Genomic DNA, 26,573 nt, shown 5'->3' with positions numbered 1-26,573 from the left:
GAGGCCGCGCCCGACGAGACCGCCTCGTATCCTCGAACGTCCAGTCATGCCCATTCGTCCAAATATAATTCCTTTTTCCCATGTTTATCCTGTTTCTGTCGGCTTAGGGCAAAACTAGGACAGTATTTCCCACACTAGGTTTAATATCCAGCAACCCATCGCTATCACCGTAGCGAAAATGTCACGCAAATCGTTCACGGCCGCCCTGACACTGTACCGCAGCCGAACGTTCACGCTCGAACAGGCGGCGAGTCACAGCGGCGTCTCGCCGTCGCAGTTCGAATCGGCCCTCCGTTCGCGCGGGATTCCGGTACGCGAGCAGGTTCGCAGGTCCCCCGTTGACGCCGTAGAGTGATCGCGGCGGCTCATCGCGTAGCCGTGTGCTGCTGAGAGACGATACGAGGCGCGCGGAATCACGCGATATCGAGCGCGTCGTCGGCGTCCATCGTGAGTTCGAACGTCCGTAGCGCGTCGGGGTACGGCGACCGGGGGCGCGACGGGTCGCCCTCCTCGACCGCCTCGACGAAGGCCGCCAGTTCCTTCTCGTAGGGGCGCTGCTCCCCCTCGAACCGGACCGATTCGCCGTCGACGGTCCCGGTGAGCGTGTGGGCGACGAAGTCGAGTTCGAGCCGGCAGCCCTCGGCGACGAGTTCGAGGCTCACGTCCTTCTCCGGCGAGGCCGACGTCGAGGTGACCTGGCTGACGACGCCGGAGTCGTGGCGCATCGCGACGACCGAGGCGTCGGCGAAGTCTATCTCGTCCGTGACGACGCGGTGGCCGCCGAAGGCGGCGAGGTCGGCGACCTCGTCCCCGAAGTCCCGCACGAGGTCGAAGACGTGTGCGGACTGTTCGACGAGCTGGCCTCCCGACCGGTCTTTCCGGCTCCACCACGGCAGCGGCGAGACGGCGTCGACCCACCGCCCCTCTATCTGTGCGAGAGTGCGGTCGCCGAGGAGTTCGTGAGCCCGTTCGACGATATCGGCGTAGCGGAACTGGTGGCCGACCTGGGTGACGAGATCGGCCGCTTCGACGGCGTCGCGGACGTCGCGGGCGGTCTCCCGGGAGAGCGCGAGCGGTTTCTCGACGAAGAAGTCGACGCCGTGTTCCGCGGCCAATCGCTCGTATTCCCCGTGGGCGGACGGCGGAACGGTGACGAGGGCTGCATCGAGATCCCCCTTCCGGAACATCGTCTCCGCGTCCGGACACGTCTCCGCTCCGTGTGATTCGGCGAGTTCTCGGGCGCTCTCTTCGGTCCGCGAGCAGACGCCGACGAGTCTGGCGTCGACCGCGTCGAAATTGCCCGTATGGGTCTCCGCCATACCGCCAGCGCCGATCGCACCGATAGCAACTGTCACGTCCGCTCTTCGGGCGAGACGTCCATCAATGCCGTGGCCGGAGCGAAAGACGACGAGACAGCCGAGACCCGTGCCGGTCGTCGGACCGCGCGCTATTCGCCGGCCACGTCAGCAACCCGTTCTGCGCGTGCATCCGGTTCTTCGCCCGGTCCGGCAACCACCTTCTTCGGCGTCGGGTCTCCTCGCGGCGCGAAGCGCCGCTGTGGGAGGAGCGTGGCGGCGAAGCCGCCACGTCATTCGGTTGCAGGCCGTTGGCCCGCAACCCGCTCCTCGAAAAAGTCCGTAGAAGTCGAAGACTTCTGATGGGTGGTTCGAGAGAGCGACGCTCTAACGAACGGGGCGAGAAAAGCCGCGCTTCACCCCGTTCAGCGCGGGATTACTTTCTATCCGCCAGCCACGTCAGCAGCCCGTTCTGCGCGTGCATCCGGTTCTCCGCCTGGTCCCAGACGACGGCGTTCTCCGATTCGACGACGTCGTCGGTCACTTCCTCGCCGCGGTGAGCGGGCAGGCAGTGCATCAGCGTCCGGTCGCCGAGCAGGTCGGTGGTGACCTGGAACCCGTCGAAGTCGGCGAGTTTCGCCTCGCGGCGGTCCTCCTGGCCCATGCTGACGAAGACGTCCGTGTAAACCACGTCGGCGCCCTCGACGGCCGCCTCGGGGTCGTGAGTCGTCGCGGGCGCGTTGTCGAACTCGGCCGCGCGCTCCAGGACGTCGTCGGTCACTTCGTAGCCCTCGGGCGTGGCGACGGTGAGGTCGATGCCGGTCATCGCCGCGCCCAGCACGAACGACTGACAGACGTTGTTGCCGTCGCCGACCCACGCCACCGAGACGTCCTCGAACCCGCCGAACTCCTCGCGGATGGTCAGCAGGTCCGCGAGCGTCTGGCAGGGGTGGGCGTCGTCGGTCAGGGCGTTGATGACCGGCACGTCGGCGTACTCGGCCAGTTCCGCGGCGTCGGCGTGGTCGAAGACGCGGGCCATCACGAAGTCGACGTACCGCGACAGCGCCCGGGCGGTGTCCTTGACGGGTTCGCCGTGGCCCAGGTGGATGTCGTCCGGGCCGAGGAAGACGGCGTGACCTCCGAGTTTCGTCATCCCCGTCTCGAAGGAGACGCGGGTCCGCGTCGACGGCTTCTCGAAGATCATCCCCAGCGTCTGGCCGTCGAGCGCGTCGTCGTACGTCTCGGGGTCGGCCTTGATGTCGGCGGCGCGGTCGAGCACCGCGGTCAGTTCGTCGGTCGTGAGGTCGTCGACGTCGAGCAGGTCCATGGTTACAGCAGGCGTTCGGTCACGTCCGTGAGGACGCTCACCGCGCGGTCGTACTCCGCGAGGTGGATGTGTTCGTCGGGCGCGTGGTCCAGGTCGGAGTCGCCGGGACCGTAGGTCACCATCGGGCAGTCCCACGACTGGGCGAAGACGTTCATGTCGCTGGTCCCGGTCTTCCGCAGTAGCGTGGGGTCGCCGCCGTGTTGGCGGATGGCGGCCCGGAACGCCCGGGCGACGCTCGTCCGGGGGCTCTGCATCACGGGTTCGACCTTGTCGTCCCAGTTGACGGTGCCGTTACCGAGGTAGCCGTCGGCGATCTCCCGGATCTCGTCGGTGGTGTACTCCGGCGGGACGCGGAGCTGGACGTTCATCGTCGTCTCGACGCTCAGCCCGTCCTCGGAGATCCCGCCGTCGATGTCGACGGGTTTGCAGGTGACCCGCTCGAAGACCGGGACCCAGTCGTCGGGGTCGAACTCGGCTTCGACGGCCGACCACCAGTCGATGGCGTCCTGGATCGCGTTGTTCTCCGGGCGCGAGGAGTGACCGGATTCGCTGGTGGCGACGTAGGTGCCCGCCAGGAGTCCGCGGTAGCCCAGCGTGATGCCCTCCCAGCCGGAGGGTTCGCCGTTGACGACGGCGTCGGGGGCGTCCTCGCGGTCCTCGACGAGATAGCGCGCGCCCTCGGAGTCGACTTCCTCGCCGACGACGCCGACGAAGGACGCGCCGGTGCGGACGGCGGCGACGGCCATCGAGCACAGCGGCCCCTTCGCGTCGACGCTGCCGCGGCCCCACAGCACCTCGCCCTCGTCGCTCTCCTCGATGCGAACCGGGATGTCGCCCGGGACGGTGTCGATGTGCGACGTGAGGAGGACGCCGTCGTCGGCTGGCGCGCGGACGTTGCCGACCTCGTCCAGCCACGCCTCGCGGCCGTGGTCCTCGAAGAAGTCGACGAGTCGCTCCGCGGCCTCGCGTTCGTTCCGCGAGACCGAGGGGATGCGAACGACGGCTTCGAGCAGTTCGCGGGCTTCGGTGTCAGCGTCGACGGAGGCCGCTTCGCTCATCCGATGACCTCCGTCATGGCCTCGACCACCGCGTCGGCGTGGTCCTCGTCGATGGTCAGCGGCGGGAGCAGGCGCACGACGGTCCGGCCCGCCGGCAACGCGAGCACCTGATGGTGCAGCGCGAGTTGCTTCAGCGCCTCGTTCGCGCCACGGCCGACCTCGACGCCGACCATCAGGCCCTCGCCGCGAACGTCCCGCACCTCGTCGCCGATCGCGGATTCGAGTTCCGTCTGGAGGTACTCGCCCATCGCGGCGGCGTTCTCGGGGACCGACTCGTCCAGCATCGTCGAGACCGTCGCGCCCGCCGCGGCGGAGATGACCGGCCCCCCGGAGAACGTCGAGGCGTGCGAGCCGTAGTCCTCGGCGATCCAGTCGCGACAGAGCGTCGCGCCGACGGGGAAGCCGTTGCCCAGTCCCTTCGCCGACGTTATCATGTCGGGCGTCACGTCCGCTCGCTGGGAGTTCCACAGCGCGCCGGTCCGACCCATCCCGGTCTGCACTTCGTCGAAGATGAGCGCCGTACCCGTCTCCTCGGTTATCTCGCGGGCCGCTTCGAGGTACTCCGTCGAGGCCGGGTTGATGCCGCCCTCGCCCTGCACCGGTTCGACGATGAACGCGGCGGTGTCCTCGTCGACGGCCTCCGAGAGCGCCTCCGCGTCGTCGTAGGGGACGAACTCCACGTCGCCGATGAGCGGCTCGTAGGGCTTCTTGTACTTGCTCTTCCACGTCGTGGCGAGCGCGCCCATCGTCCGGCCGTGGAAGCCCTTCATCGTGGCGACGATCTTCGAGTTCCCGGTGGCCGAGCGGGCGAACTTCAGCGCCGCCTCGTTGGCCTCGGTCCCCGAGTTACAGAGCCACGTCTTGTCGATGGGGTCCGGCGCGGTGTCGGCGAGCAGTTCGTACAGCGCCGTCCGCTGGGCGTTCGGATAGGACGCCTGCACGTAGGTCAGTTTCTCGAACTGCTCGGTGACGGCCTCGTGAACGGCGTCGTGGCCGTGACCGAGCGGGACACAGGCGTACGACGCACCCATGTCGAGGTACTCGGTGCCGCCGTCGTCGTAGACGTACGCGCCGTCGCCGCGCTCGATCTGGATGGGTTTCTCGTTGAAGACGAATCCGGTCATACGTTGTCCTCCTGAACCGCGCTCGCGTGCATGTGCGTTCCGCTCCCTTCGAGGGCCGAGGTTATCGGCTCGTCGGCGTTGGCGTCGGCGACTACCGCCTCGCTCGCGCCGCCGGTCAGCGCCTCCTCGACGGCCATGATCTTCCGCCCCATGAACCCCTCGGCGGCGGCTTCGAGGGCGTCCCAGCCGTCGGCCGTCTCGACGGACTCGATGAGCGTCGAGGGGTCGTCGGCGTCGGCGTATACGCCCTCGACGTCCGTCAGCAGGACGAGCGTCGCGTCGAGTTCGGCGGCGATGGCGGCCGCCGAACGGTCGGCGTCGGTGTTGACCGGCACGATCTCGCCGTCGTCGTCTCCGGCCATGGGTGGGGCCGCAACAGGCGTGTAGCCGTCCGAAAGAAGCGATTCGAGCAGGTCGCCGTTGACCCGCTTGATGGTGCCGGAGTGGTCGCCGCGGCGAATCTTCTTCTTGCCGTCCTCGACGACCCGAACCGCGGACTTGCGCGGGCCGTAGAGCAACTTCCCGTCGACGCCGTTCAGGCCGACGGCGTCGACTCCCTCGCTCTGGAGGCCGGCGACGAGTTGAGTGTTGAGGTGGCCGAAAGCCATCTCGAACACCTCCATCGTGGCTTCGTCGGTGAAGCGGCCGACGACGCCGCTCGGCGTCTCGACGTACTCCGGTTCGATGCCGAGTCGTTCGAGCGTCTCGTCGACTTTGGTAGAGCCGCCGTGAACCACGACGACCTGTTCGCCCTGCTCGACGAGTGATGCGACATCCGCGAGCGCCCCTGCGGGGTCGACCGCACGAGCGCCACCGACTTTGATAACGACTGTCATAGAAAATCTCTCCAGGAGTTACGGTGCGCCGACGGGGTGGAGTCCCTGGAACTCCAGTCCCGCCGTCTCTTCGATGCCGAGGGCGACGTTCGCCGCGTGGACGGCCTGTCCGGCCGACCCCTTCATCATGTTGTCGATGGCCGAGAAGACGACCAGCCGCTTGTTCGCGGGGTCGAGTTCGAAGCCGACCTCCGCGCGATTGGTCCCCGCGACGGCCTTCGGTTCGGGGTAGCGGTAGACGCCGCCGCCGCCCGCGACCAGTTCGACGAACGGTTCGTCCTCGTAGCTCCCGCGATAGGCTCCCCAGAGGTCGCCCTTCGAGACGGGACCGTCGGGGAAGACGTGACAGGTCGCGCTCGCGCCGCGGACCATGTCCACCGCGTGGACGGTGAAGGAGACGTCGACGCCGAGGAACTGCTGGATCTCGGCCTCGTGACGGTGGCCCGTCGGGGCGTAGGGGCGGACGACGCCCGAGCGCTCGGGGTGGCTCGACGCCTCGCCGCCGCCGGCCCCGCCCTCGCTGGAGCCGACCTTCACGTCGACGACGATCCGCTCGTCGCCGGTGAGGACGTCCGCTTCGAAGAGGGGGAGCAGGCCCAGAATCGTCGCCGTGGCGTTACAGCCGCCGGAGGCGATCAGGTCCGCGCCCGCGAGGTCGTCGCGGTTGAGTTCGGGGAGCGCGTACTCGCTCGCTTCGAGCAGGTCCGGGCGCGTGTGCCCGTCGTACCACTCGTCGTACTGTTCTTCGGTGTTCAGGCGGAAATCGGCCGAGAGGTCCACGACGGTTCCGGCGGCGTCCTGGAACGCGTCGATTTGCTCCATCGAGACGCCGTGAGGCGTCGCGGCGAACAGCACGTCCACGGATTCCAGGTCCTCGGGCGAGGAGAAGCGCAGGTCCGAGTGCCGGAGGTTGGGGTGCTGGTGGCCGATGGTCTTGTTCGCCTTCGAGCGGCTCGTCGCCTGTTCGAGTTCGAACTCGGGGTGGCCGTCGAGCAGGCGGAGCAGCTCGCCGCCGGTGAATCCGGAGCCGCCGACGACGCTCGCGGAGTACGTCATGCGGTGACCTCCGCGTCGCTCTCGCTCGCCGCTTTCGATTCCAACCAGTCGACGACCGCAGCGGGGACGTCCACGTCGCTGACCTCGTTCAGCGCCTTGAACTCGACGGTGTGGTTGACCTCGTGGACCGTGTAGTCCTCGAACTCGCCGGTGTCGGCGTCGTAGCCGACCTCCATCAGGTCGACGCCGAGCAGCCCGCCGCCGACGGCGTCGGAGGCCTTCTCGACCAGTTCGAGCGCGCGGTCGTCCAGCTCGAAGGTGTTGGTCTCCGCGCCCTTCGCGGCGTTGGTGAGCCAGTGGTCCGAGGAACGGACCATCGCCGCCACGGGTTCGCCGTCGACGGCCAGCACGCGGATGTCCCGGCCGGGCTTCTCGACGAACTCCTGGACGTAGAAGATCTTGTGCTCGTAGTGACCGAGCGTCTCCTTGTGTTCGAGGATCGCCTCCGCGGCGTCGCGGGAGTCGATCTTGGCCATCAGGCGGCCCCACGACCCGACGACGGGTTTGAGGACGCAGGGGTAGCCGAACTCCTCGATGGATTCGAGGGCGGCGTCCTTCGTGAACGCCACGTCGGTGTCGGGCGTCGGGACGCCCGCCTCGACGAGTGCGAGGCTGTTCTTGACCTTGTCCGAACAGACCTCCGCGACGTCGGGCCCGTTGACGACCGGCACGTCGTAGGCCGCGGCGAACTTCGTCGCGTAGACGCTCCGAGAGGTCGCCAGACAGCGATCGACGACCAGATCCAGGCCCTCGAACTCCGCGGGCGCGTCGCTGATGTTGAACTGCTGTTTGCGGACGTCTATCTTCACGACCTCGTGATCGCGCTCGCGCAGCTCCGACAGCAGGAGCTTCTCGTCCTTGCGGATGCGCGAGTAGAGCATTCCGACCTTCATGCTGTGGTCTCCGCGTGTTCGCGGGTCGCGGCGTCACGGGTCACAGTCACGAGCGACGCAACGCGCCGCGCCACCGCGAACACCTCACTCACCCCAGTCCTCTTCGAGCTCGGGCGCGCTGTCGAGCTCGACGGGGTCCGTGGCGACGACTTCGAGTTCGGCACCACAGGTGGAACAGTCGACGATCTCTCCGACTTCGAGGTTGTCGTGCAGGGACACGTCGGCCCCGCACTCGATGCATTCTGCCATTGTACCTCACCCTCGCACACCCACTCACTTAAACCCTTCGAACCTATCAGAAAGGCTATCTAACCATACAGTGCTCTAACAGAGTGTTAATCCCGATATCCGCGCATGACTGAAATCCGTATCAGATTTATGGTATAATTTCCCCTCGCGGGGCTGGTCGTCGCTCATACATAGCGACTCGCCTCCGTCTGCCGGCGGTCTGTCGCGCGTTCGACGGCGTCTCGACGCGATTCGACCGTCTCTCGGTGAGTCGCGAGAACCTCTTTCGCTCTCGACACCTGTTCGGCGACGGCCGCGGGCGCGGGTCCGCCGCGGGAGTCGCGCATGGCGACGCTCTCGGTCGGGTCGAGCGCCCGCTCGACGGCGTCGCGCTCGACGTATTCGGAGAGCGGCTCGCCCAACACGTCCTCGGCGACCGCCGAGAGCGCCTCGTAATCCGGCGCGTTCTCGTCCGCGTCAAGTCCAGCGGCCGCCTCGGCGACCACCTCGTGGGCGGTGCGGAACGGGACGCCGGCCATCGCCAGCAAGTCGGCGACGCCGGTGGCGGTGGCAAAGCCCTCGCCGGCCGCGGCTTCGAGCGTCTCGGCGGGCCAGTCGGCCGTCGCCACCGCGCCCGCCGCGACCTCGACGCTGTCGGTGACGCTGTCGATGGCGTCCCACGCGTGCCGGCCCGCCCGTTGCAGGTCGCGGTTGTACGCGCGGGGCTGGCCCTTGAGGTTGGTCAGCAGGCCGTTCAACCCGGCGGTCGCGTCGCCGGTGCGACCCCGCACCAGTTCCAGCGTGTCGGGGTTCTTCTTCTGGGGCATGATGGAACTCGTCGAGGCGTAGTCGTCGTCCAACTCGACGTGGTCCTTGCTGGCCATCACGACCACGTCCTCGGCGAGACTCGACAGCGTCGTGGCGAGCGCGGCGACGGCGCTGGTCGTCTCTACCATGAAGTCACGGGTCGCCGAGGCGTCCATCGAGTTCTCCGCCACGGAGTCGAACCCGAGCAGTTCGGCGGTGCGTTCGCGGTCCACCTCGAACGGCGTCCCGGCGAAGGCGGCCGAACCCAGCGGGTTCTGGTTGATGCGTTCGTAGGCATCGAGCAGCCGACCGGTGTCGCGCTGGAGCGCCTGTTCGTAGGAGAGCGCCCAGTGAGCCACCGTCGTCGGCTGTGCGGGCTGGAGGTGCGTGTAACCCGGCATCACCGTCTCGCGCTGCTCGCTCGCGACCGCGAGCAACTGCTCGCGCGCGCCGACGAGCGTCGAGAGCAGGTCGAGGACGTCCTCGCGCAGGCGGTAGCGGATACACGCGGCCACCTCGTCGTTGCGCGAGCGAGCGGTGTGCATCTTCCCGCCCTCGGGACCGACTCGGTCGATGACCGCGCTCTCGACGGCCTCGTGGACGTCCTCGCCGTCGGAGAGGGCGGCGTGTCCCGCCCCCTCCACGTCGTCTAACGCGGCCAGGATCTCGCCGACCGTCTCGTCGTCGACGATGCCCTGTTCGGCGAGCATCACGACGTGCGCGCGGTCCACCGCGAGGTCGGCCGCGAAGATGCGCTCGTCGTCTGCGAGCGAGGAGAGGAACGACCGGGCCGGTCCGCCGGCGAAGCGGTCGCGGCGGACGACCGTCTCGTCGTCTGCGTTCGAGGTGGGGTCCTCTCCGTCGCTCATGGGTTATTCCTCCGACTCCGCGTTCGCGGCGTCGCCGCCGCTCACTTCCTCGCTTCCACCGTCCGTGACCGCCGTGCTCTTGCGCGCGTCGTCCAGAATCTTGTTCGCTAAACGGGACTGGAAGCCGTGGTACTTGGCGACGCCGGTGGCGTCCTGCTGGGTGATACCGCCGGTCACGTCCTCCTCGTCGAAGGAGGCCGCCGATTCGCTGTAGACGGCGTAGTCGGACTCGCGGGAGACCGGACGGCAGTGACCGCCTTCGAGTTTCACCGTCACGGAGCCAGTGACACGCTCGTTAGTGTCGTCGACGAACGCTTCGAGCGCGCTGACCAGCGGCGCGTCGACGAGGCCCTCGTAGGCCTTCTGGGACCACTGCTGGTCGACCTGCGCCTTGAACTGGCGCTCCTCCTGCGTGAGGACGAGCCCTTCCAGCGCCTCGTGGGCGGTCAGCAGGACGGTGGCCGCGGGGTGCTCGTAGTTCTCGCGGACCTTCAGCCCGAGCATGCGGTCTTCCATCATGTCCGTGCGGCCGATGCCGTGGGCGCCCGCCTGTTCGTTGAGCCGCTCGATGAGTTCGACCTTGCCCAGTTCCTCGCCGTCGACGGCGACGGCCTCGCCCTCCTCGAACTCGATGTCGACCAGTTCGGCGTCCTTGCCCGAGGGGTTCTCGGTCCACTTGTAGATGTCGTCCTCGGGAATCGTCGATGGGTCTTCGAGTTCGGAGCCCTCGATGGAGCGGCTCCAGAGGTTCGTGTCGATGGAGTAGCGGCCGCCGTCGCCGCCCTCGACGGGGAGGCCCTTCTCCTGTGCGTACTCGTTCTCCCACTCGCGGGTCAGGCCGAGTTCGCGCACGGGGGCGATGACTTCGAGGTCCGAATCGCGCCAGATGGCCTCGAAGCGCAGCTGGTCGTTGCCCTTGCCGGTACAGCCGTGGGCGATGCCGTTACAGCCCTCCTCCTCGGCGACCGAGAGGATGGCCTTGGCGATGACCGGGCGCGCGAGCGCCGTCCCGAGCGGGTAGCCCTGGTAGTCGGCGTTGGCCTTCACGGCCTTCAGACAGAGGTCGGCGAACTCCTCCTTGGCGTCGACGACGTACTGTTCGACGCCGAGGGCTTCGGCGGTCTCCTCGGCCTCCTCGAACTCGTAGTCGGGCTGGCCGACGTCGACGGTGACGCCGATGACCTCGTCGTAGCCGTACTCCTCTTTGAGCAGCGAGACGCAGACTGTCGTGTCGAGCCCGCCGGAGAAGGCGAGCGCGACGGTTCCGTTTCCTTCTGGCATAGTTGTGTACTCTGTGGGTTCCGTGGTGTGACTGTCGGTTTGGGATGACGCGCCGGACAGCCGACCGGCGGCGCTTGGGGACGAGACGAACCGTGAGACGGAGTGAAGATAGTAGTGGGCCTAGCAGAGGCCCGGTCGTCGCCGTCGGCTCGGCGTCTGAGCCGACTGCTCGTCGGACTCCGTCCGACGGTGTCGTCGGGGGGAAAAACGGGCGGACCCATCGCTCGCGGCGGCGAGCGAATCGGTGGCGTGGGTCCGCGTCATGTACTCCCGACTACTGTAGGTCGCCTACTAATAGCTTCCGTGTTCGGGCCGGTCGTGCGCCTGTATCGCACGCGAATCGGTCCCATCCACACGACATCGCGCCGCAAGCGGTTTCATCTCGCGCGGAGACGGCGACCATATGGACCGCGGAGACATCGACGCGGACGCGCTGTTGCGGATCGTCCTCGTCCTCCTCGTCGTCTGGATAGCCTTAGAGATCGTCGAGGGACTGCTCGGTATTCTCGGTTGGCTGTTGGGGCCGCTTCAGCCGCTCTTGGGACTGGCGCTCGTCGTCCTCGTCGTGCTGTATCTGACCGATCGGCTCTGAGTCCGTCCCCAGTTCTTTATTTTTCAGTTACATTTATCCAGCATCCTGGCGTAGCCGGCGGGTATGGAGCCCGTCAGAAGCAGCCTCGGCGGTGGCGTCGCCGCGACAGTCGCCCTCGGCATAATCCTGTCCATCGCGGATGCACTGCTCGGCGGGACCAGCCTCTTCGTCCTCGCTACCTTCACGAGCCTCTGTTCCATCGGCGGCCCACCGTACTGCGAACTGGGGACTCCACAGGCGACGCTCTTGACGCTGGTCGTGCTCGTCGGCCTGTTCACGCTCGCGTGGCCGCTGTTCTTCGCCGGATTCACGTGGGGCCTGCCCGGCGAGTCCGGTATCGTCCACGGCCTGGTGTTCGGACTCGTCGTCTGGTCGGGCTACGCCGTGGTCCTCTGGATCGGCGTGTGGCTCGGCTGGGAGACGCTGGCCGCCGGCGGGCCGATAGCGGCGGTCCTGTTGCTCGCGTACGCGGTTTACGGCGTCGTGCTGGGCGGCGTCTACGACTACCTCGCGGAACACCGAACGCTGCTCGTAACCGAATCGGCCTAACGCACGTCACCGACAGAGGCCACCGACGGTGTGACGTAACGAGCTACACCGACCGCACGCCTTTTCTCGCCCGCCCCACTCTCACCGACCGTGTACAGCCTGAACGTCCCGCTCCCGGCGGCCGTCACCTCGCTGTCCGGGCGGTTGGCCCGCGACCTCCCGTTGGCACAGGCCCGACGACGCGGCGAGCACACGCTGGTCGCCAAGCGCCTCGGCGGCGGCGACCACGCGGCCTACGCGAACATCGAAGCGCGGGCGCGGGACGCCCTGCGCGGGACGGCTCCCTTCTCGGTTCGCGTCACCGGCGTCGAGCAGTTCGCGGTGGCCGAGACGGGATCCTCGCCGGTCGTCTACCTCGCCGTCGAGAGCCCCGAACTGGTGGCGCTCCACGAGCGGCTCTGCGAGGCGTTCGACGCCGCCGAGGGACTGGAGGGCGACGAGTACGTCCCCCACGTCACGGTCGCCCGCGGGGGCGACGCGGCGGCGGCCGAGCGGCTGGTCGGCCGGGAGGTAGAGCCGGTCGAGTGGACCGTCGAGGAACTCGAGTTCTACGACGCCGAGCGCGGACAGTGGGTCAGCCGCGTGGCGCTGCCGGCGTGAGTCCGCCCGCGACCGAGGGCGGTACGTTTTTGCCGTCGCCTGCCATCCGGTTCCTGTATGGATTATCGGGAGGTCGACACGACTTCGGAGTACGTCTGCCGACTGGACCACGGCGCGGACTGGCGGGGACAGATAGAGGAGTTCGCGGCTGCACAGGACATCGACGCCGCCTTCTTCTACGGTCTCGGCGCGGTACAGGACGCCGAGGTGCTCTACTACGAGCAGGACCGACAGGAGTACGACGCGATCGAGTTCGACGAGCCGCTGGAAGTCGCGGCCTGCGTCGGGAACGTCTCGCATCTGAACGACGAGCGGTTCGCGCACACGCACGCGGTGCTCTCGCGACCCGACGGAACCGCGCTCGCGGGCCACTTGGACCGCGCGACGGTGTTCGCCGGGGAGCTGTACGTCCGGGCGTTCGACACGCACCTGGAGCGCGAACACGACGAGCCGACGGATCTGGACCTCTGGAACCTCTGAGATGCGCGAGGCCGACGAGCGGTACTTCGAGACGCTGGAGACGGAACTCGATAGGGCGATGGCCGTCGCCGAGCGCGCCCGCGAGCGCGGCGGCGACCCGAAGCCCGAAGTCGAGATCCCGACCGCGCGCGACATGGCCGACCGGGTGGAGAACATCCTCGGCATCGACGGCGTCGCCGAGCGCGTGCGCGAACTCGAAGGAGAGATGTCCCGCGAGGAGGCCGCGCTGGAACTCGTCGACGACTTCGTCGACGGCAGCGTCGGCGACTACGACACCCGCGAGGGGAAGATAGAAGGCGCGGTCCGGACCGCCGTCGCCCTCCTGACCGAAGGCGTGGTCGCCGCGCCCATCGAGGGCATCGACCGCGTCGAACTGCTCGAGAACGACGACGGGACGGAGTTCATCAACGTCTACTACGCCGGCCCGATCCGCTCGGCGGGCGGGACCGCACAGGCGCTCTCGGTGCTGGTCGCCGACTACGCCCGCGCGCTGCTCGGCATCGAACAGTACGAGGCCCGCGAGGAGGAGATCGGCCGCTACGCCGAGGAGATAGACCTCTACGACAAGGACACCGGCCTCCAGTACTCCCCGAAGGAGAAGGAGACGAAGTTCATCGCCGAGAACATGCCGATCATGCTCGACGGGGAGGCCACCGGCGACGAGGAGGTCTCGGGGTATCGGGACCTCGAACGGGTGGACTCGAACTCCGCTCGCGGCGGGATGTGTCTCGTCCTCGCGGAGGGGATAGCGCTGAAAGCGCCGAAGATTCAGCGCTACACGCGGAATCTCGACGAGGTCGACTGGCCGTGGTTGCAGGACCTCATCGACGGCACGATCGGGGAGGACGAGGCCGACGACGGGGAGATAGAGAGCGGGGGCGACGACGCCGCGAGCGATACGGACGGCGATAACGGAGACAGCGACGGCGACGAGGCGGCCGACGAGAGCGAGGAGCGGGCCGGTCCGCCGCGGGTCGACCCCGCCAAGAAGTACCTCCGGGACCTCATCGCCGGTCGGCCGGTGTTCTCGCACCCCTCGAAATCGGGCGGCTTCCGACTGCGCTACGGCCGGGCGCGCAACCACGGCTTCGCCACCGCCGGCGTCCATCCGGCGACGATGCACCTGGTCGACGACTTCCTCGCTACCGGGACCCAGATAAAGACCGAGCGGCCCGGGAAAGCCGCCGGGGTCGTCCCCGTCGACACCATCGAGGGGCCGACGGTGCGACTGGCCAACGGCGACGTGCGCCGCATCGACGACGCCGAGGAGGCGCTGGCGGTCCGCAACGGCGTCGAGAAGATCCTCGACCTGGGCGAGTACCTCGTCAACTTCGGCGAGTTCGTCGAGAACAACCACCCGCTCGCGCCGGCCTCCTACACCGTCGAGTGGTGGGAACAGGACTTCGAGGCCGCCGGCGCGGACGTCGCCGCGATGCGCGACTCCCCGCACGTCGACCTGGCCGACCCCAGCGCCGACGAGGCACTCGAATGGGCCACCGAGTACGACGCGCCGCTGCACCCGAAGTACACCTACGTCTGGCACGACGTGAGCGTCGAACAGATGGGAGCGCTCGCCGACGCCGTGGACGAGGCGGAGATTACCGCGACAGATGGTGCCGTGGTCGAGGGGCACGGGGCCACTACCGGCGACCTCGTTCTCCCGCGGAGCGACCCCGTTCAGACGGCCCTCGAACACCTGCTGGTCGAACACGCGCAGGAGGACGACCGGCTCGTCGTCTCGGACTGGCTGCCGCTGGTGCGCACGCTGGGCTTCTCGCGCTCGCTCGAACGCGACTGGACGCTCTCGGACATCTCCGAGCGCGCGAAGACCTACGGCGAGGGCGAGGCGGTCGACGCCATCGGCTACTCGCCGGAGGAGAACGACGGCGACGGCCTGAACGCGATCCTCGCGGTCAACGAGATCTCGCCCTTCGAAGTCCGGGAGCGGGCTCCGACCCGCATCGGCAACCGGATGGGGCGCCCGGAGAAGTCCGAGCGGCGGGACCTCTCACCGGCGGTCCACACGCTCTTTCCCATCGGCGAGGCCGGCGGCTCACAGCGCAGCGTCGCCGACGCGACCAAGCACGCCGACTCGATGAGCGAGACGCCGGGCCGCGTCGACGTGGAGGTCGCTCACCGGCGCTGTCCCGCCTGCAACACCGAGACCCACGAGGCCCGCTGTCCGGAGTGCGACGAAATCGCGGAGACGGTGTACGTCTGTCCAGATTGCGAGATGGAGGTCGAACCCGACGAGTCCGGCCGCGCCGAGTGCGGCCGCTGTGAGACGCTCGCCTCGCCGACGCAGTACAAAGAGCTCGACCTGCAAGCCATCTACCGCGACGCCCTCGGGAACGTCGGGGAGCGCGAGACGGCCTTCGACACGCTGAAAGCGGTCAAGGGGCTCACCTCCGCGGAGAAACTGCCCGAGCCGATGGAGAAGGGCGTCCTGCGGGCGAAACACGACGTCTCGGCGTTCAAGGACGGCACCGTCCGCTACGACATGACCGACCTCCCGGTGACGGCCGTTCGGCCCGCCGAACTCGACGTGGAACCGGACCGCCTTCGCCATCTGGGCTACGAGACGGACATCCACGGCGACCCGCTCACACGCGCCGACCAACTGGTCGAACTGAAAGTGCAGGACATCGTCCTCTCGGACGGCGCGGCCGAACACATGCTCAAGACCGCGGACTTCGTCGACGACCTCTTGGAGCAGTACTACGGCCTCGGGCCGTACTACGAGTTCGAGGAGCGCGAGGAACTGGTCGGCGAACTCGTCTTCGGGATGGCCCCGCACACCAGCGCCGCGACGGTCGGCCGAGTCGTCGGGTTCACGTCGGCCGCCGTCGGCTACGCGCATCCGTACTTTCACGCCGCGAAACGGCGGAACTGCGACGGCGACGAGGACTGCGTGATGCTCCTGATGGACGGCCTGCTCAACTTCAGCAAGTCCTACCTCCCCGACAAGCGCGGCGGGCAGATGGACGCCCCCCTCGTGATGTCCTCGCGCATCGACCCGAGCGAGATCGACGACGAGGCCCACAACATGGACATCATGGATTCGTATCCCCGCGAGTTCTACGAGGCCACCCGCGAACTCGCCGATCCCGCCGAGGTCGAGGACGTCATGAAGATAGCGGAGGAGACGCTGGGGACCGACCGCGAGTACACCGACTTCCGGCATACCCACGACACGACCAACATCGCCGCGGGGCCGGACCTCTCGGCGTACAAGACGCTGGGGTCGATGGAGGACAAGATGGACGCCCAGCTCTCCATCTCGCGGAAACTCCGCGCCGTCGTCGAATCGGACGTGGCCGAGCGCATCATCGAGTACCACTTCCTGCCGGACCTCATCGGCAACCTCCGGGCGTTCTCCCGGCAGGAGGTCCGCTGTCTGGACTGCGGAGAGTCGTATCGGCGGATGCCGCTCACGGGTGACTGCCGGGAGTGCGGCGGTCGCGTGAACCTCACGGTCCACGAGGGATCGGTCAACAAGTACATCGACACCGCCATCCGCGTCGCCGACGAGTTCGGTGCCCGGGACTACACGAAACAGCGCCTGAAGATCCTGGAGCGGTCCATCGAGTCCGTCTTCGAGAACGACCACAACAAGCAGTCCGGCATCGCCGACTTCATGTAGGGGTCGGCTGAGAACTCAGGGCGCAAGACGGGCGTGCGACGGCCGTCCGATGGGTGCTTTTGCTGGTAGGGGACGATTACCACACATGCCCACGCGACCCACCGGAGTGGTATCGCCCCGACCGCCGCCGGCCACCGAGAGCGGCATCGAGAGCGAACGCGTCACGCCGCATCGGCCGTCGACCGTCGCCTCGCAGAGCCACCTGTTGCTCCTGCGCTGTCAGATCGCGGCCTTAGAGATGGAGCTAGAGCGCGAGCAGCAGCGTCGACAGGAGATCATCGATCGGTACGAACGACTGCTGGCCGAGCGCTGATCACCGGACGACGACGTCGGTGAACTCGAAGCGCGCGCCGCCCGACTCGCTCTCTGTGGCGCGGACGGACCACCCGTGGGCGTCCGCGATGGCCTCGACGATGTAGAGACCGTACCCGGTCCCCCCATCGCTGTCCGTGTAGCCCATCTCGAACACCGCCTCGCGATCGCGCTCCGGGATCCCGACGCCGTCGTCTTCGACGTAGAACCCGTCTTCGAGCATCCCGACGGTGACCGTCACCGTATCGGTCTCGTCTGCCGGTCCGTGTTCGACGGCATTCCGAAACAGATTCTCCAGTAGCTCCACCAGTCGGGAGCGGTCCGCTTCGATGGTCCCCAGTTCCCCGGTGACCACGTCCGCGCGCTGGTCGGAGACGCCGCCGCGGGTGTCGAGGACGGCGTCCCGTAGCTGGAGCCGTTCGGTCTCGCCGACCGTCTGCCCCTTCTTCGCGAGCGTCAGCAGTTCCTCGGTCAGCTGTTCCATCCTGTCGAGGGCGCGGTCGACCTTCTCCAGATGCGACGGTTTCGGGTCGTCTTTCGCGAGTTCGATGGCGGAACTGGCGACGCTGAGCGGGTTGCGCAGGTCGTGGCTGACGATGCTCGCGAACTCCTCTAAGCGCTCGTTCTGGTGTTCGAGCTCGCGTTCGCGTTCGGCGCGGTCGAGCGCCGCCTCGACGTTCGCGGCGAAGATGTTCGCGAGCTCGTACGTGAACTCGTCGATCGTCCGCTCGCCCGTCGTGACGCCGAAGACGCCGTGGGAGCCGAGCGGGATGAGCGCCGCGGCCGGTCGCTCGATGGCGTCCCGGTCGGTGACCGCGTCGCTCCCGTCTTCGAGGATAAACAGCGTCTCGGCCCGCTCGTAGGCGCGTTCGCACCACTCGGCGTGCCGAGCGTAGATGGACGACTCTCCGTCGGACTCGGCCGGCCGTAGCTCCCCGGTCGTTCTGTCCGCGAGGACGAGTTGCACGCGCGGGAGCGCCGGGATACCCTCGGCGATGGAGGCGCTCACGTCGCCGATCTCGGTTCGGTCGCCCGCTCGGACGAGCTCTCGGCTGGCCTCGTGGACCGCCCGGACGACGTGCTCCTGTCGCTTCTCTTCGGTGACGTCGCGAGTGCCGCCGACGATTCCGGTCACGAGTCCCGCTCGGTCGTAACGCGGGGCTTTCGTCGTGTTGACCCACCGACTGCGGCCCGCTGGGTCGACGTAGTGTTCGACCTTGTTGAGCATCGGCTCTTCGGTCGCCATGATCCGCTGTTCCTCCTCGTAGAGGTCGTCGGCGAGGCTCATCGGCATGAGCTCGTAGTCCGTGAGTCCCGTCAGCCCCTCGCGGTCGAAGTCGTACTCCCGCGCCGTGACGGCGCTGGTGTCGACGAACCGTCCCACGTCGTCCTTGACGAACAGCTGGTGGGGAAAGGACTCTAAGAGCGAGTCCAACAGCGCCGCGTCCGACTGGAAGTGTTCTTCGAAGCCGACGACCTGCTTGATCCGCCGGACGATGAGTTCCGTTCGCTCGCCGGTCATCGTCATCGCGGCGTCGCCGCCGCGGTCGACCACCCGACGGGTGAACTCCCGGGTCGTCATCATCGCCGATTCGATGTCGACGCCGTAGACGGCGACCGGAACGTCCGGGTGAGCCTCGGCGAACTCGGCGAGCTGCGCCAGCCCGTCGACGGCGTCGCGCGTCTCGGTTTCGGGCGCATGCAACAACACGCAGCAGTCTGTATTTCCTTCGACGGCATACACGTCGTCGACGACGGAGACGGCGACGTCGTCGACCGCCCGAAGCGCGGTCACGACCGACCGGAGCCGCCCATCGGGGTCGACGCAGGAGACGTCTATGGGCGCGGTGGCCGTCATCGTTCGGTCGTCGCTATCGGCGGTCACTGGACCGTCATCCCCCGTATCTCGAAGCGCGTGTACCGGCCATCGGTGTCGGCGCTCGTCACGGTCCAGCCGTAGGCCTCCGCGATCGTCGAGACGATGTAGCGACCGTACTGCGTCCAGTCGTCGGTGTCGAGCGGGCGCGTCGCCGACGGGTCAGCCTCGGTCGATCCGTCGCCGCCGGCCTGTTCGATGTAGAGGCCGTCGTCGAGACGCCCGACACGGAGCGTGAGGCCGTCGGCCTGCCGCAGCAACACCCAGAAGAGGTTCTCGAACAGCTCGCGGAGGCGGTCGCGATCGGCGAGGACGGTCCCGGCGTCGTCCAGTTCCAACGTGGCGGTACCGGTATCGAGCGCGTTCCACGCGGTCTCGGCCAGCGAAGCGACCTCCACCGGCGTTCGTTCCCCGGCGATCTCGCCCTCGCGAGCGAGCGTCAGCAGCTCGTCGACGAGGCGGTTCATCTGGGAGAGTGCGGCATAGAGCCGCTCTCCGTGTTTATCTTCGGCGTCCAACATATCGGCCGCGCCGAACGCGATCTGCAGCGGGTTGCGCAGGTCGTGGCTGACCATCGTCGCGAACTCCTCCAGGCGCTGGTTCTGGCGCTCCAGTTCCGCCTCGCGCTCTCTGAGTTCCTGTTCTCGCTGTGCCCGGTCGAGCGACGCCTCGACGGTCGCGCCCAGCACGTTCGCCAACTCCAGCGTGAACTCGTCGAGCGGATCGTCCGGCCACATCCCCAGCGCGCCGTGTCGACCGAGCGGCAAGACGACGGCGTCGATCGCCGACGGGTCGGCCGCGTCGGTACGGACCGTCCGACCGTTCGACTCGGTCGTGACGTACTGCGGGTCGCCCGTCTCGAAGCTCCGCCAGAACCACCGCTCGTACCGGTCGAACGTCGATCCGCCGCTACCTGTCGGCTTCGACGGACGGAGCGTCGACCCGTCGTAGAGTGCGACCTGCACCGACGGCAGCGCGGCGATGTCGTCGGCGAGTTCCGTCGTCATCTGACAGACATCGGTCCGGGTTTCGGCCCGCATCAGGTCCCGGCTCCCCTCGTGGAGCGTCGCCAAGAGGCGTTCGCGGCGACGTGACTGCGTCACGTCCCGGGTCCCGCCGACGATGCCGGTCACGTTCCCCTCGGCGTCGTATCTCGGGACCTTCGTCGACGTCACCCACCGGTCTTGGCCGTCCTCGACGTAGTGTTCGACGACGTCGACCTGCGGCTCGCCCCGTTCGCGGATGCGGCGCTCTTGCTCGTAGAGCGCGTCGGCGAGGTCGGGATGGAGCAGTTCGTAGTCCGTGAGCCCCACCAGCTGGTCGCGGTTGTACCCCTGTGACCGTACCGTCGGACAGCTGGTGACGGCGAAGCGGCCGTGATCGTCCTTCACGTAGACGCCCTCGGGAAAGTACTCGAAGAAGTCCGCGAGCAACTGCTCTGGGGGATCGAACCCGTCGTCGCCGGTCGCCGCACAGCGCAGTCGATGCGCCAGCAGTTCGCCGCGTTCGGGCGGGACGTACACGGCGTCGGCGGCTCCCGCCCCGATGGCTTCGGCGGCGACCGCGGCCCCCGGAAAGCCGATAGCGTAGAGCGCGACCGGGCAGTCGACGGCCGCGAGCGCCGTCTCGACGCCGGCCACGCCGTCCCGTTTCGGCGTCGTCGTCTCGTCGTGGACGACGACCACGAGGTCGTACCCGTCGGTGTCGGTCTCGGCGAGCGATTCCGGGTCGGCCACGCGGTCTATCTCGAACCCGCGTTCGGCGAGCGGACCCGCTACGGCGTCGAGTCGTCCACTCCCGTCCGCGAACAGGGTCCGAACTACCTGTCTGTCGCCCGTTCCCATGCCACCACTTAGTTACCAGACAGTGACCACCCCGGCAGATAACCGTTCCCCTCGGAGAATCAGCGAGAAAAAACCCGACCCGTTCGCCGTCCGCTCGTCGCCGACTAGTCGTCGAGCGCGACGTAGGTCGTCTCGATGATGCGGTCGTCCCCGTTCAGGCGGTCGATGATATCCCGGCCCGGTTGGGAGTCGAGGTTGTACACCGAGAGGGCCTCCCCGCCGATGGTCTCGCGGCCGTTGAACATCCCCGCGATGTTTATCTCGGCGTCCCCGAGCACCGTGCCGATGAAGCCGATAGTGCCGAGTTCGTCCTTGTTGCGGACGACGAGCATGTGGCCGTGCGGAACGGCCTCGATGCGGTGGTCGTCGATGCGGACGATGCGGGACTCCTCGCCGCCGAACTGCGTTCCACAGACCGACACCGACTCCTCGCCGTCGGAGACGGTGACGGTGATGAGGCTCTGATAGTCCTCGGCGGAGCTCTTTTTCGACTCCGTGACGTCGATGCCCCGTCGTTCGGCTATCTGCGGGGCGTTGACCGCGTTGACCTGGATGTCCGAGGGGGCGAAGACGCCCTCCAGCGCGCTGGCGGTGACGTACTCGACGTCCTCCTCGGCGATGTCGCCGGCGTAGGTCACTTCGACGGAGCTCATGTGGCTTCCGAACAACTGGACGGCGATGCGGCCGGCGGTGCTCGCCAGTTCGAGGTACGGTTCGACCCGTTCGAAGGTTGCGCGGTCGAGCGAGGGCGCGTTCAGCGCGTTCGCCACCGGCTGGTGGTCGAAGGCGGCGACGACCTGGTCGGCCGTCGAGGTGGCGACGTTCTCCTGTGCCGCCTCCGTCGACGCGCCCAGATGCGGCGTGAGGATGACGTTCTCGACGTCGAGCAGAGGACTGTCCTCCGGGAGCGGTTCCTCGCCGAAGACGTCCAGCGCCGCGCCCTTGAGGACGCCGTCCTCGACGGCCTCGGCGAGCGCGGGCTCGTCGATGATGCCGCCGCGGGCGCAGTTGACGACGTAGCCGCCTTCCAGTTGGGCGAGTTCCTCCTCGCCGATCATGTTCTCGGTCTCGGGGGTCAGCGGCGTGTGGATGGTGACGAAGTCCGCGGCGTCGAGACAGTCGTCGAGGTCGTCGACCAGTTCCGCGCCGAACTGCTTCGCGCGGTCCTCGCTGATGTAGGGGTCGAACGTGACGATGTCCATCCCCAGGTTGCCGAGTCGCTTCGCGACTTCCTGGCCGACGCGGCCGAAGCCGACGACGCCCAGCGTCTTGTTGTTCACTTCGGTCCCGAGGAACTCGCCTTTCGCCCACTCGCCGTCTTTCATCCGGTCGTGGGCCTGCGGGATGGAGCGAGCGGTGGCGAAGGCCATCGCGACGGTGTGTTCGGCGGCGGCCCGGACGTTGCCCTCGGGGGCGTTGGCGACGATGACGCCGTGGTCGGTGGCGGCGTCGATGTCGATGTTGTCGACGCCGATGCCGGCCCGTCCGACGATGACCAGCTCGGGGGCGGCCGAGAGCACTTCCTCGGTGACTTCGGTGCCCGAGCGGACGATGAGCGCGTTCGCGTCCGACACCGCGTCGAGGAGCGCGTCGCCCTCGACGTCGTAGGCTGTCTCCACTTCGTGGCCCGCCTCGCGCAACCGGTCGAGACCGGCGTCGGCGATGGGGTCCGTGACGAGTACCTTCATATCGAGTCGAACTTACCGGGGGGGCATAACGCTTGTTTTCTCGGGACGTATCGACGGAAATCCGCGACGGTATCGGCCGCTTTTACCCGCTGGAACGTGCGTTGAAAAACTTCAAATCTTATTCAACTCATCTCCCAACAGGGGGGTATGGCAGACGACAGCATGGGACTCACCAGACGCCACCTCCTGGCGCCCTCGGCGCTCGCGGCGCTGGCCGGATGCCCCGGCGGGCGTCGCCGTCGAGACGGCCGCCGTCCTGCGAGCCGGCGCGCTGGCGAATAATGGCGAGGGAGACGCTTAGCTCCGATTCGAACGCCGTTCGGCGCGGACCGTTCTGCCGTCGCCGGCGGTTCGTTTCGGACTGCCAGCAGCTCGTCGCTGTGTCTCGCGGGGAGTCCGTACACCGAACGAGAGCAGCGTAGCTACAGTGATTAATGCGCGAAAAGGCGGCGGCCGCCGGGTCGGCGACTTACCGCCACTCCGGGAGCGACGCGGCGTCGGAGAGCGGGAGTGTCATATAGGCGTCGTCCCGCGAGATGTCTGCGATGACGAGCGTTTCAGTCTGACCTTCCTCGACGGAAGCCATGACTTCTGCGTCTTCGGCGACCTCCGCTGGGGCGACCGTGTCCGGCTCCATGCATGATAATATGTAACACCCACATATAAACGTAGCGGAATCACCGTCCGAAGCGGGAGTACGTACTACAATTCTGAACAATAGGATTGTCAGCAAATGAGATTGTTTTCCGTTCGAAGCGCGAACGTATGGCCCCGAAGTCGCTCGCTTTGAGACGGAAGAAGTCTCAGACTGCAGGAGTATGCCATACTTAGCCGACTACTTTGATACTCGATATGAACATACCAGCCGAGAGAGGAATCCCCCTCGTACCCTACCGCGTCGGCGCGCTCGCCTCCGCTCATCAGTTCCGAGCCCCGACGGTCGGCGGCGACATCGAAAAACGGCTTCGACGCCCGATAACTCCCGGACGAGACTAACGGATGTTAAGGACTTAGTAGATGCGGAGAGGAAGGTACGGCAGTATGAACGTTGCAGACGCGATGACGCCGCGCTCGGAAGTCGTCACGGTCGAGATTCCGGGCACCCGTGACGACGTGCTGGAGTATCTCCAAGAGCGGGCGTTCTCGTCCGTCCCCGTCATCAAAGAGACAGACGACGGCGAGGAGTTCCGCGGACTCGTCTCTCGCGAGACGCTCATCAACAACCCCGACGAGGACCAGCTCGCGATCCTGGTCGAGGAGACGCCGACGATCACGGCCGACGCGAGTATCGAGGAGGCCGCGCGGCTGATGGTCACCGAAGCGGCGCGTCGAGTCCCCGTCGTCGACGGCGAGTTAGAGGGCATCGTCACGATCACCGACGTCGTCCACGCCATCGCCAACGGCGACGTCGACGGAGACGCCGAAGTCGGCGGACTCGCCCGGAGCGACATCAACTGCATCTACGTCGAGACGCCCCTGACCGTCGCCGAACGGGAGCTCTCCCACGCGGAGGTCCCCTACGGCGTCGTCTTAGACGACGGCGGCGAGATGGCCGGAGTGCTGACCGAAGTCGACATCATCGACGTGGCCCGCGTCGTCGAGGGCGAAGACGACACCGGGGACTCCATCGCCAATCAGGACGACGAGTGGGCCTGGGAGGGAATCAAGGCCGTCGGCGGTCGCTACATGCCGACCCGCAACGTCGAGTTGCCGACCGAACCCGTTCGGGAGTTCATGACCGCCGACGTGATCACCGTGAGCAAGCGCCGGACCGCGCGGGAGACCGCTCAGCAGATGATCGAACACGACATCGAACAGATTCCGCTGATGGCCGGTAACGAACTCGTCGGCATCGTCCGCGACGTCGACCTCCTGGAGGCGCTATGAGCGAGGGCGAACGACTGACCGAACTGGCAAAGCGGCGCGGCTTTTACTTCCCATCGGCGGGCGCGTACGGCGGCGCTTCGGGCTTCTGGACTTACGGCCCGCAGGGCGCGGCGCTCAAATCGAACGTCGAGGACGCGTGGCGCGACCGCTTCGTCGTCCGCGAGGGCCACCAGGAGATCTCCGCGCCGGACGTGATGCCCGAAGCCGTCTTCGAGGCGTCGGGTCATCTCGACGGGTTCGACGACATGATCATCGAGTGTCCCGGCTGTGGTGCGACCCACCGCGCCGACCATCTCGTCGAGGACGAGACCGACATCGAGGAGGCCGAGTCCCTGCCGAACGAGGAGGTCATGGAGATCATTTCCGACCACGGCATCGAGTGCCCCTCCTGTGGCGAGTCCCTCGGCGGCGTCTCGGTCGACAACTTCAACCTGATGTTCGAGACGAACATCGGCCCCGGCAGTTCCTCGCCGGGCTACCTCCGCCCGGAGACCGCACAGGGCATCTTCGTCGAGTTCCCGCAGCTCTCGGAGTACGCCCGTAACCAGTTGCCCTTCGGCGTCGCCCAGATCGGGAAGGCCTACCGCAACGAGATCTCGCCGCGGAAGTCCCTCGTGCGCGTGCGCGAGTTCACGCAAGCCGAACTCGAACACTTCGTCGACCCCGAGGAGGACGAACCGCCGCTCGAAGACGTCGAGGACGTGACGCTGCCGCTCTACTCCGGCGAGAGCCAGCAGGCCGACGACGGCGGCGTCGAGGGGCTGACCGTCGGCGAGGCCGTCGAGGAAGGGGTCATCGCCAGCGACTGGGTGGCCTACTACCTCGGCGTCGCCCGCGACTGGTACGAACGCATCGGCGTGGACATGGACCGCTTCCGGTTCCGCCAGCACCTCCCCGGCGAACTCGCCCACTACGCGTCGGACTGCTGGGACGCCGAGACCGAGATCGACGGCGACTGGATCGAGGTCACCGGCTTCGCCTACCGGGGCGACTACGACCTGCGGAAACACGCCGACCACTCCGGCGAGGACTTCACCGTCTTCAAGCAGTACGACGAACCCGTCACCGTCGAGCGGCCGACCGTCGACCCCGACATGAGCTACCTCGGTCCCGAGTTCGGCGGCGACGCACAAACCGTCGCGGACGCGCTCGAAGCGCTGGCCGAGCGCGATCCGGATGCCTTCGAGGGCGAGGAAGTGACCGTCGAGGCCGACGGCCAGTCGTATACCGTCCCGGTCGAGGAGACGAACTTCAGCGTCGAGGAGGTGACCGAGAACGGCGAGCACGTCCGCCCGCACGTCGTCGAACCCTCCTTCGGCGTCGGTCGTCTCATCTACACCGTCCTCGCACACGCCTACACCGAGGACGAGGTCGACGGCGAGGAGCGCACCTACCTCGACCTCCCGCCCGAACAGGCCCCGACCACCGTCGGCGTCTTCCCGCTGATGGACAAGGACGGCATGGCCGAGTACGCGGGCGACATCGCGGACGCGCTCCGAGAGGCCGGCCACTCGGTCACCTACGACGACTCGGGCGCGATCGGCCGGCGCTACCGCCGGCAGGACGAGGTCGGCACGCCCTACTGCGTCACCGTCGACTACGAGAGCTTAGAGGAAGACACCGTCACCCTCCGCGAACGCGACTCCACCGAGCAGACGCGGGTCTCCATCGACGGCCTCGCCGAGACGCTCGACCGCCTCGCCGACGGGGAGACGACCTTCGACGCCCTGTAAGATGGCCGACGAGGTCGCCCGGCGGCTCGTCCACGTCACCGGCGCGACGGTGCCGCTCGCGCACGTTCTCGCCCCCGACGTCGTCACCTGGCGGGTCGTCCAGGCGTTCCTCGCGCTCGCCCTCGCTATCGTCGTCGTCCTGGAGTTCCTCCGCCTCTCCGTCGGCCTGGACTGGGCCATCTACGACCGCCTGACGCGGCCCTACGAGCAGGAGAACCCGGCGGGCTACGCGCTGTACATCGTCGGGATGGCGCTCGTCGCGGGGTCGGTCGGCGTCCTCGGCATGCCCGTCGCCGTCGCCGTCTCGGCGATGTTGATGCTGGCCATCGGCGACCCCATCAGCGGTCTCCTCGGTTCCAACGACGCCAGCACCGTCAAGCAAGTCTGGGTGTTACTGGCGATGTTCGGCGTCTGCACGCTTCTGGCCTCGCCGTTCGTCTCGCCCGCGGCGGCGGTTCTGGGCGGCTTGGCCGCGACGTTCGCCGACGGCGTCAAACCCACCGTCGCCGGCTACGTCGTCGACGACAACTTCTCGATCCCCGTCCTCGCCGCCGCGGCGATGTGGGCCGGTGTCGCGTACCTCGGTAGCTTCTGA

The 26,573-nt window shown here is 67.5% G+C and carries 25 protein-coding genes; 11 read left to right on the top strand and 14 right to left on the bottom strand.

Translation table 11 applies throughout. The features are described 5' to 3' along the window. Positions 1–178 precede the first annotated feature (178 nt). Entirely contained in the window at positions 179–355 is a 177-nt protein-coding gene (locus EGH23_RS13880; protein WP_220580574.1) for a DUF7317 family protein, read from the top strand. Between the two features lie 58 nt (positions 356–413). On the opposite strand, the gene EGH23_RS13875 is transcribed toward EGH23_RS13880, so the two are convergent. The 10 genes from EGH23_RS13875 to EGH23_RS13830 form a co-directional block, all read right to left on the bottom strand. Further along, positions 414–1,355: a Gfo/Idh/MocA family protein gene (locus EGH23_RS13875; protein ID WP_328765978.1), complete on the bottom strand. Its 942-nt coding sequence runs from the start codon at positions 1,353–1,355 to the stop codon at positions 414–416. A 376-nt stretch (positions 1,356–1,731) separates the two neighbouring features. After that, positions 1,732–2,622, bottom strand: coding sequence for an ornithine carbamoyltransferase (gene argF, locus EGH23_RS13870; protein ID WP_220580572.1), 891 nt, complete (start codon positions 2,620–2,622; stop codon positions 1,732–1,734). Positions 2,623–2,624: 2 nt separating this feature from the next. After that, positions 2,625–3,680 (bottom strand): [LysW]-lysine hydrolase, encoded by a 1,056-nt coding sequence (locus EGH23_RS13865; RefSeq protein ID WP_220580571.1) that lies wholly within the window; start codon positions 3,678–3,680, stop codon positions 2,625–2,627. Beyond that, entirely contained in the window at positions 3,677–4,804 is a 1,128-nt protein-coding gene (locus EGH23_RS13860; RefSeq protein WP_220580570.1) for an aspartate aminotransferase family protein, read from the bottom strand. Before EGH23_RS13860 ends, EGH23_RS13865 begins: the two co-directional genes overlap by 4 nt. Then, a complete protein-coding gene (locus EGH23_RS13855) occupies positions 4,801–5,640 on the bottom strand; it encodes an acetylglutamate/acetylaminoadipate kinase (RefSeq protein ID WP_220580569.1) in 840 nt (279 codons plus the stop codon). Before EGH23_RS13855 ends, EGH23_RS13860 begins: the two co-directional genes overlap by 4 nt. A gap of 18 nt (positions 5,641–5,658) precedes the next feature. After that, positions 5,659–6,696 (bottom strand): N-acetyl-gamma-glutamyl-phosphate reductase, encoded by a 1,038-nt coding sequence (gene argC, locus EGH23_RS13850; RefSeq protein WP_220580568.1) that lies wholly within the window; start codon positions 6,694–6,696, stop codon positions 5,659–5,661. Beyond that, positions 6,693–7,589, bottom strand: a complete 897-nt coding sequence (lysX, locus tag EGH23_RS13845; protein ID WP_220580567.1) for a lysine biosynthesis protein LysX — start codon at positions 7,587–7,589, stop codon at positions 6,693–6,695. The genes argC and lysX overlap by 4 nt, the downstream gene beginning before the upstream one ends. Before the next feature lie 84 nt (positions 7,590–7,673). Continuing rightward, positions 7,674–7,838: a lysine biosynthesis protein LysW gene (gene lysW / locus EGH23_RS13840; protein ID WP_135303513.1), complete on the bottom strand. Its 165-nt coding sequence runs from the start codon at positions 7,836–7,838 to the stop codon at positions 7,674–7,676. A 164-nt stretch (positions 7,839–8,002) separates the two neighbouring features. Then, on the bottom strand, positions 8,003–9,493 hold the full coding sequence (gene argH, locus EGH23_RS13835) for an argininosuccinate lyase (RefSeq protein WP_220580566.1): 1,491 nt from the start codon (positions 9,491–9,493) through the stop codon (positions 8,003–8,005). Between the two features lie 3 nt (positions 9,494–9,496). Continuing rightward, positions 9,497–10,774, bottom strand: coding sequence for an argininosuccinate synthase (locus tag EGH23_RS13830; protein ID WP_220580565.1), 1,278 nt, complete (start codon positions 10,772–10,774; stop codon positions 9,497–9,499). Positions 10,775–11,177: 403 nt separating this feature from the next. On the opposite strand from EGH23_RS13830, the gene EGH23_RS13825 reads away from it, so the two are divergent. The 6 genes from EGH23_RS13825 to EGH23_RS13800 all read left to right on the top strand — a co-directional run bounded on the left by EGH23_RS13825 (position 11,178) and on the right by EGH23_RS13800 (position 16,951). After that, on the top strand, positions 11,178–11,366 hold the full coding sequence (locus EGH23_RS13825; protein WP_220580564.1) for a DUF7554 family protein: 189 nt from the start codon (positions 11,178–11,180) through the stop codon (positions 11,364–11,366). A gap of 63 nt (positions 11,367–11,429) precedes the next feature. Next, a complete protein-coding gene (locus tag EGH23_RS13820) occupies positions 11,430–11,915 on the top strand; it encodes a DUF6789 family protein (protein ID WP_220580563.1) in 486 nt (161 codons plus the stop codon). Between the two features lie 90 nt (positions 11,916–12,005). Further along, positions 12,006–12,515, top strand: coding sequence for a 2'-5' RNA ligase family protein (locus EGH23_RS13815; RefSeq protein WP_220580562.1), 510 nt, complete (start codon positions 12,006–12,008; stop codon positions 12,513–12,515). Positions 12,516–12,572: 57 nt separating this feature from the next. Continuing rightward, on the top strand, positions 12,573–12,995 hold the full coding sequence (locus EGH23_RS13810; RefSeq protein WP_220580561.1) for a PPC domain-containing DNA-binding protein: 423 nt from the start codon (positions 12,573–12,575) through the stop codon (positions 12,993–12,995). A gap of 1 nt (position 12,996) precedes the next feature. Further along, positions 12,997–16,638, top strand: coding sequence for a DNA polymerase II large subunit (locus EGH23_RS13805; RefSeq protein WP_220580560.1), 3,642 nt, complete (start codon positions 12,997–12,999; stop codon positions 16,636–16,638). Positions 16,639–16,723: 85 nt separating this feature from the next. Beyond that, positions 16,724–16,951, top strand: coding sequence for a hypothetical protein (locus EGH23_RS13800; RefSeq protein ID WP_220580559.1), 228 nt, complete (start codon positions 16,724–16,726; stop codon positions 16,949–16,951). Here EGH23_RS13800 and EGH23_RS13795 read toward each other — a convergent pair whose 3' ends face one another. The 3 genes from EGH23_RS13795 to serA form a co-directional block, all read right to left on the bottom strand. Next, on the bottom strand, positions 16,952–18,835 hold the full coding sequence (locus EGH23_RS13795; protein WP_220580558.1) for a PAS domain-containing sensor histidine kinase: 1,884 nt from the start codon (positions 18,833–18,835) through the stop codon (positions 16,952–16,954). Beyond that, a complete protein-coding gene (locus EGH23_RS13790; protein ID WP_220580557.1) occupies positions 18,832–20,670 on the bottom strand; it encodes a PAS domain-containing sensor histidine kinase in 1,839 nt (612 codons plus the stop codon). Before EGH23_RS13790 ends, EGH23_RS13795 begins: the two co-directional genes overlap by 4 nt. 104 nt (positions 20,671–20,774) lie before the next feature. After that, a complete protein-coding gene (serA, locus tag EGH23_RS13785; RefSeq protein WP_220580556.1) occupies positions 20,775–22,358 on the bottom strand; it encodes a phosphoglycerate dehydrogenase in 1,584 nt (527 codons plus the stop codon). Positions 22,359–22,505: 147 nt separating this feature from the next. Between serA and EGH23_RS26850 the strand changes: the two genes are divergently transcribed. Beyond that, positions 22,506–22,640 (top strand): hypothetical protein, encoded by a 135-nt coding sequence (locus tag EGH23_RS26850; protein ID WP_268899445.1) that lies wholly within the window; start codon positions 22,506–22,508, stop codon positions 22,638–22,640. Between the two features lie 187 nt (positions 22,641–22,827). Here the strand turns inward: EGH23_RS26850 and EGH23_RS13780 are convergent, their stop codons facing one another. After that, the gene (locus EGH23_RS13780) at positions 22,828–22,995 is read right to left on the bottom strand and encodes a DUF7556 family protein (RefSeq protein WP_220580555.1); all 168 of its coding nucleotides are present in this window, start codon (positions 22,993–22,995) and stop codon (positions 22,828–22,830) included. A gap of 404 nt (positions 22,996–23,399) precedes the next feature. Between EGH23_RS13780 and EGH23_RS13775 the strand changes: the two genes are divergently transcribed. Genes EGH23_RS13775 through EGH23_RS13765 form a run of 3 tightly spaced genes read left to right on the top strand, consistent with a single transcriptional unit; the run spans position 23,400 to position 26,573 of the window. Further along, positions 23,400–24,245 carry a CBS domain-containing protein gene (locus EGH23_RS13775; RefSeq protein ID WP_220580554.1) on the top strand — a complete coding sequence of 282 codons (846 nt, stop codon included), beginning with the start codon at positions 23,400–23,402 and terminating at the stop codon, positions 24,243–24,245. Continuing rightward, entirely contained in the window at positions 24,242–25,978 is a 1,737-nt protein-coding gene (gene glyS / locus EGH23_RS13770; RefSeq protein WP_220580553.1) for a glycine--tRNA ligase, read from the top strand. Before EGH23_RS13775 ends, glyS begins: the two co-directional genes overlap by 4 nt. A 1-nt stretch (position 25,979) precedes the next feature. Continuing rightward, positions 25,980–26,573, top strand: a complete 594-nt coding sequence (locus EGH23_RS13765; protein ID WP_220580552.1) for a diacylglycerol/polyprenol kinase family protein — start codon at positions 25,980–25,982, stop codon at positions 26,571–26,573.

This window comes from Haloarcula nitratireducens (assembly GCF_019599505.1).
This window is presented reverse-complemented; position numbering and strand designations above follow the sequence as displayed.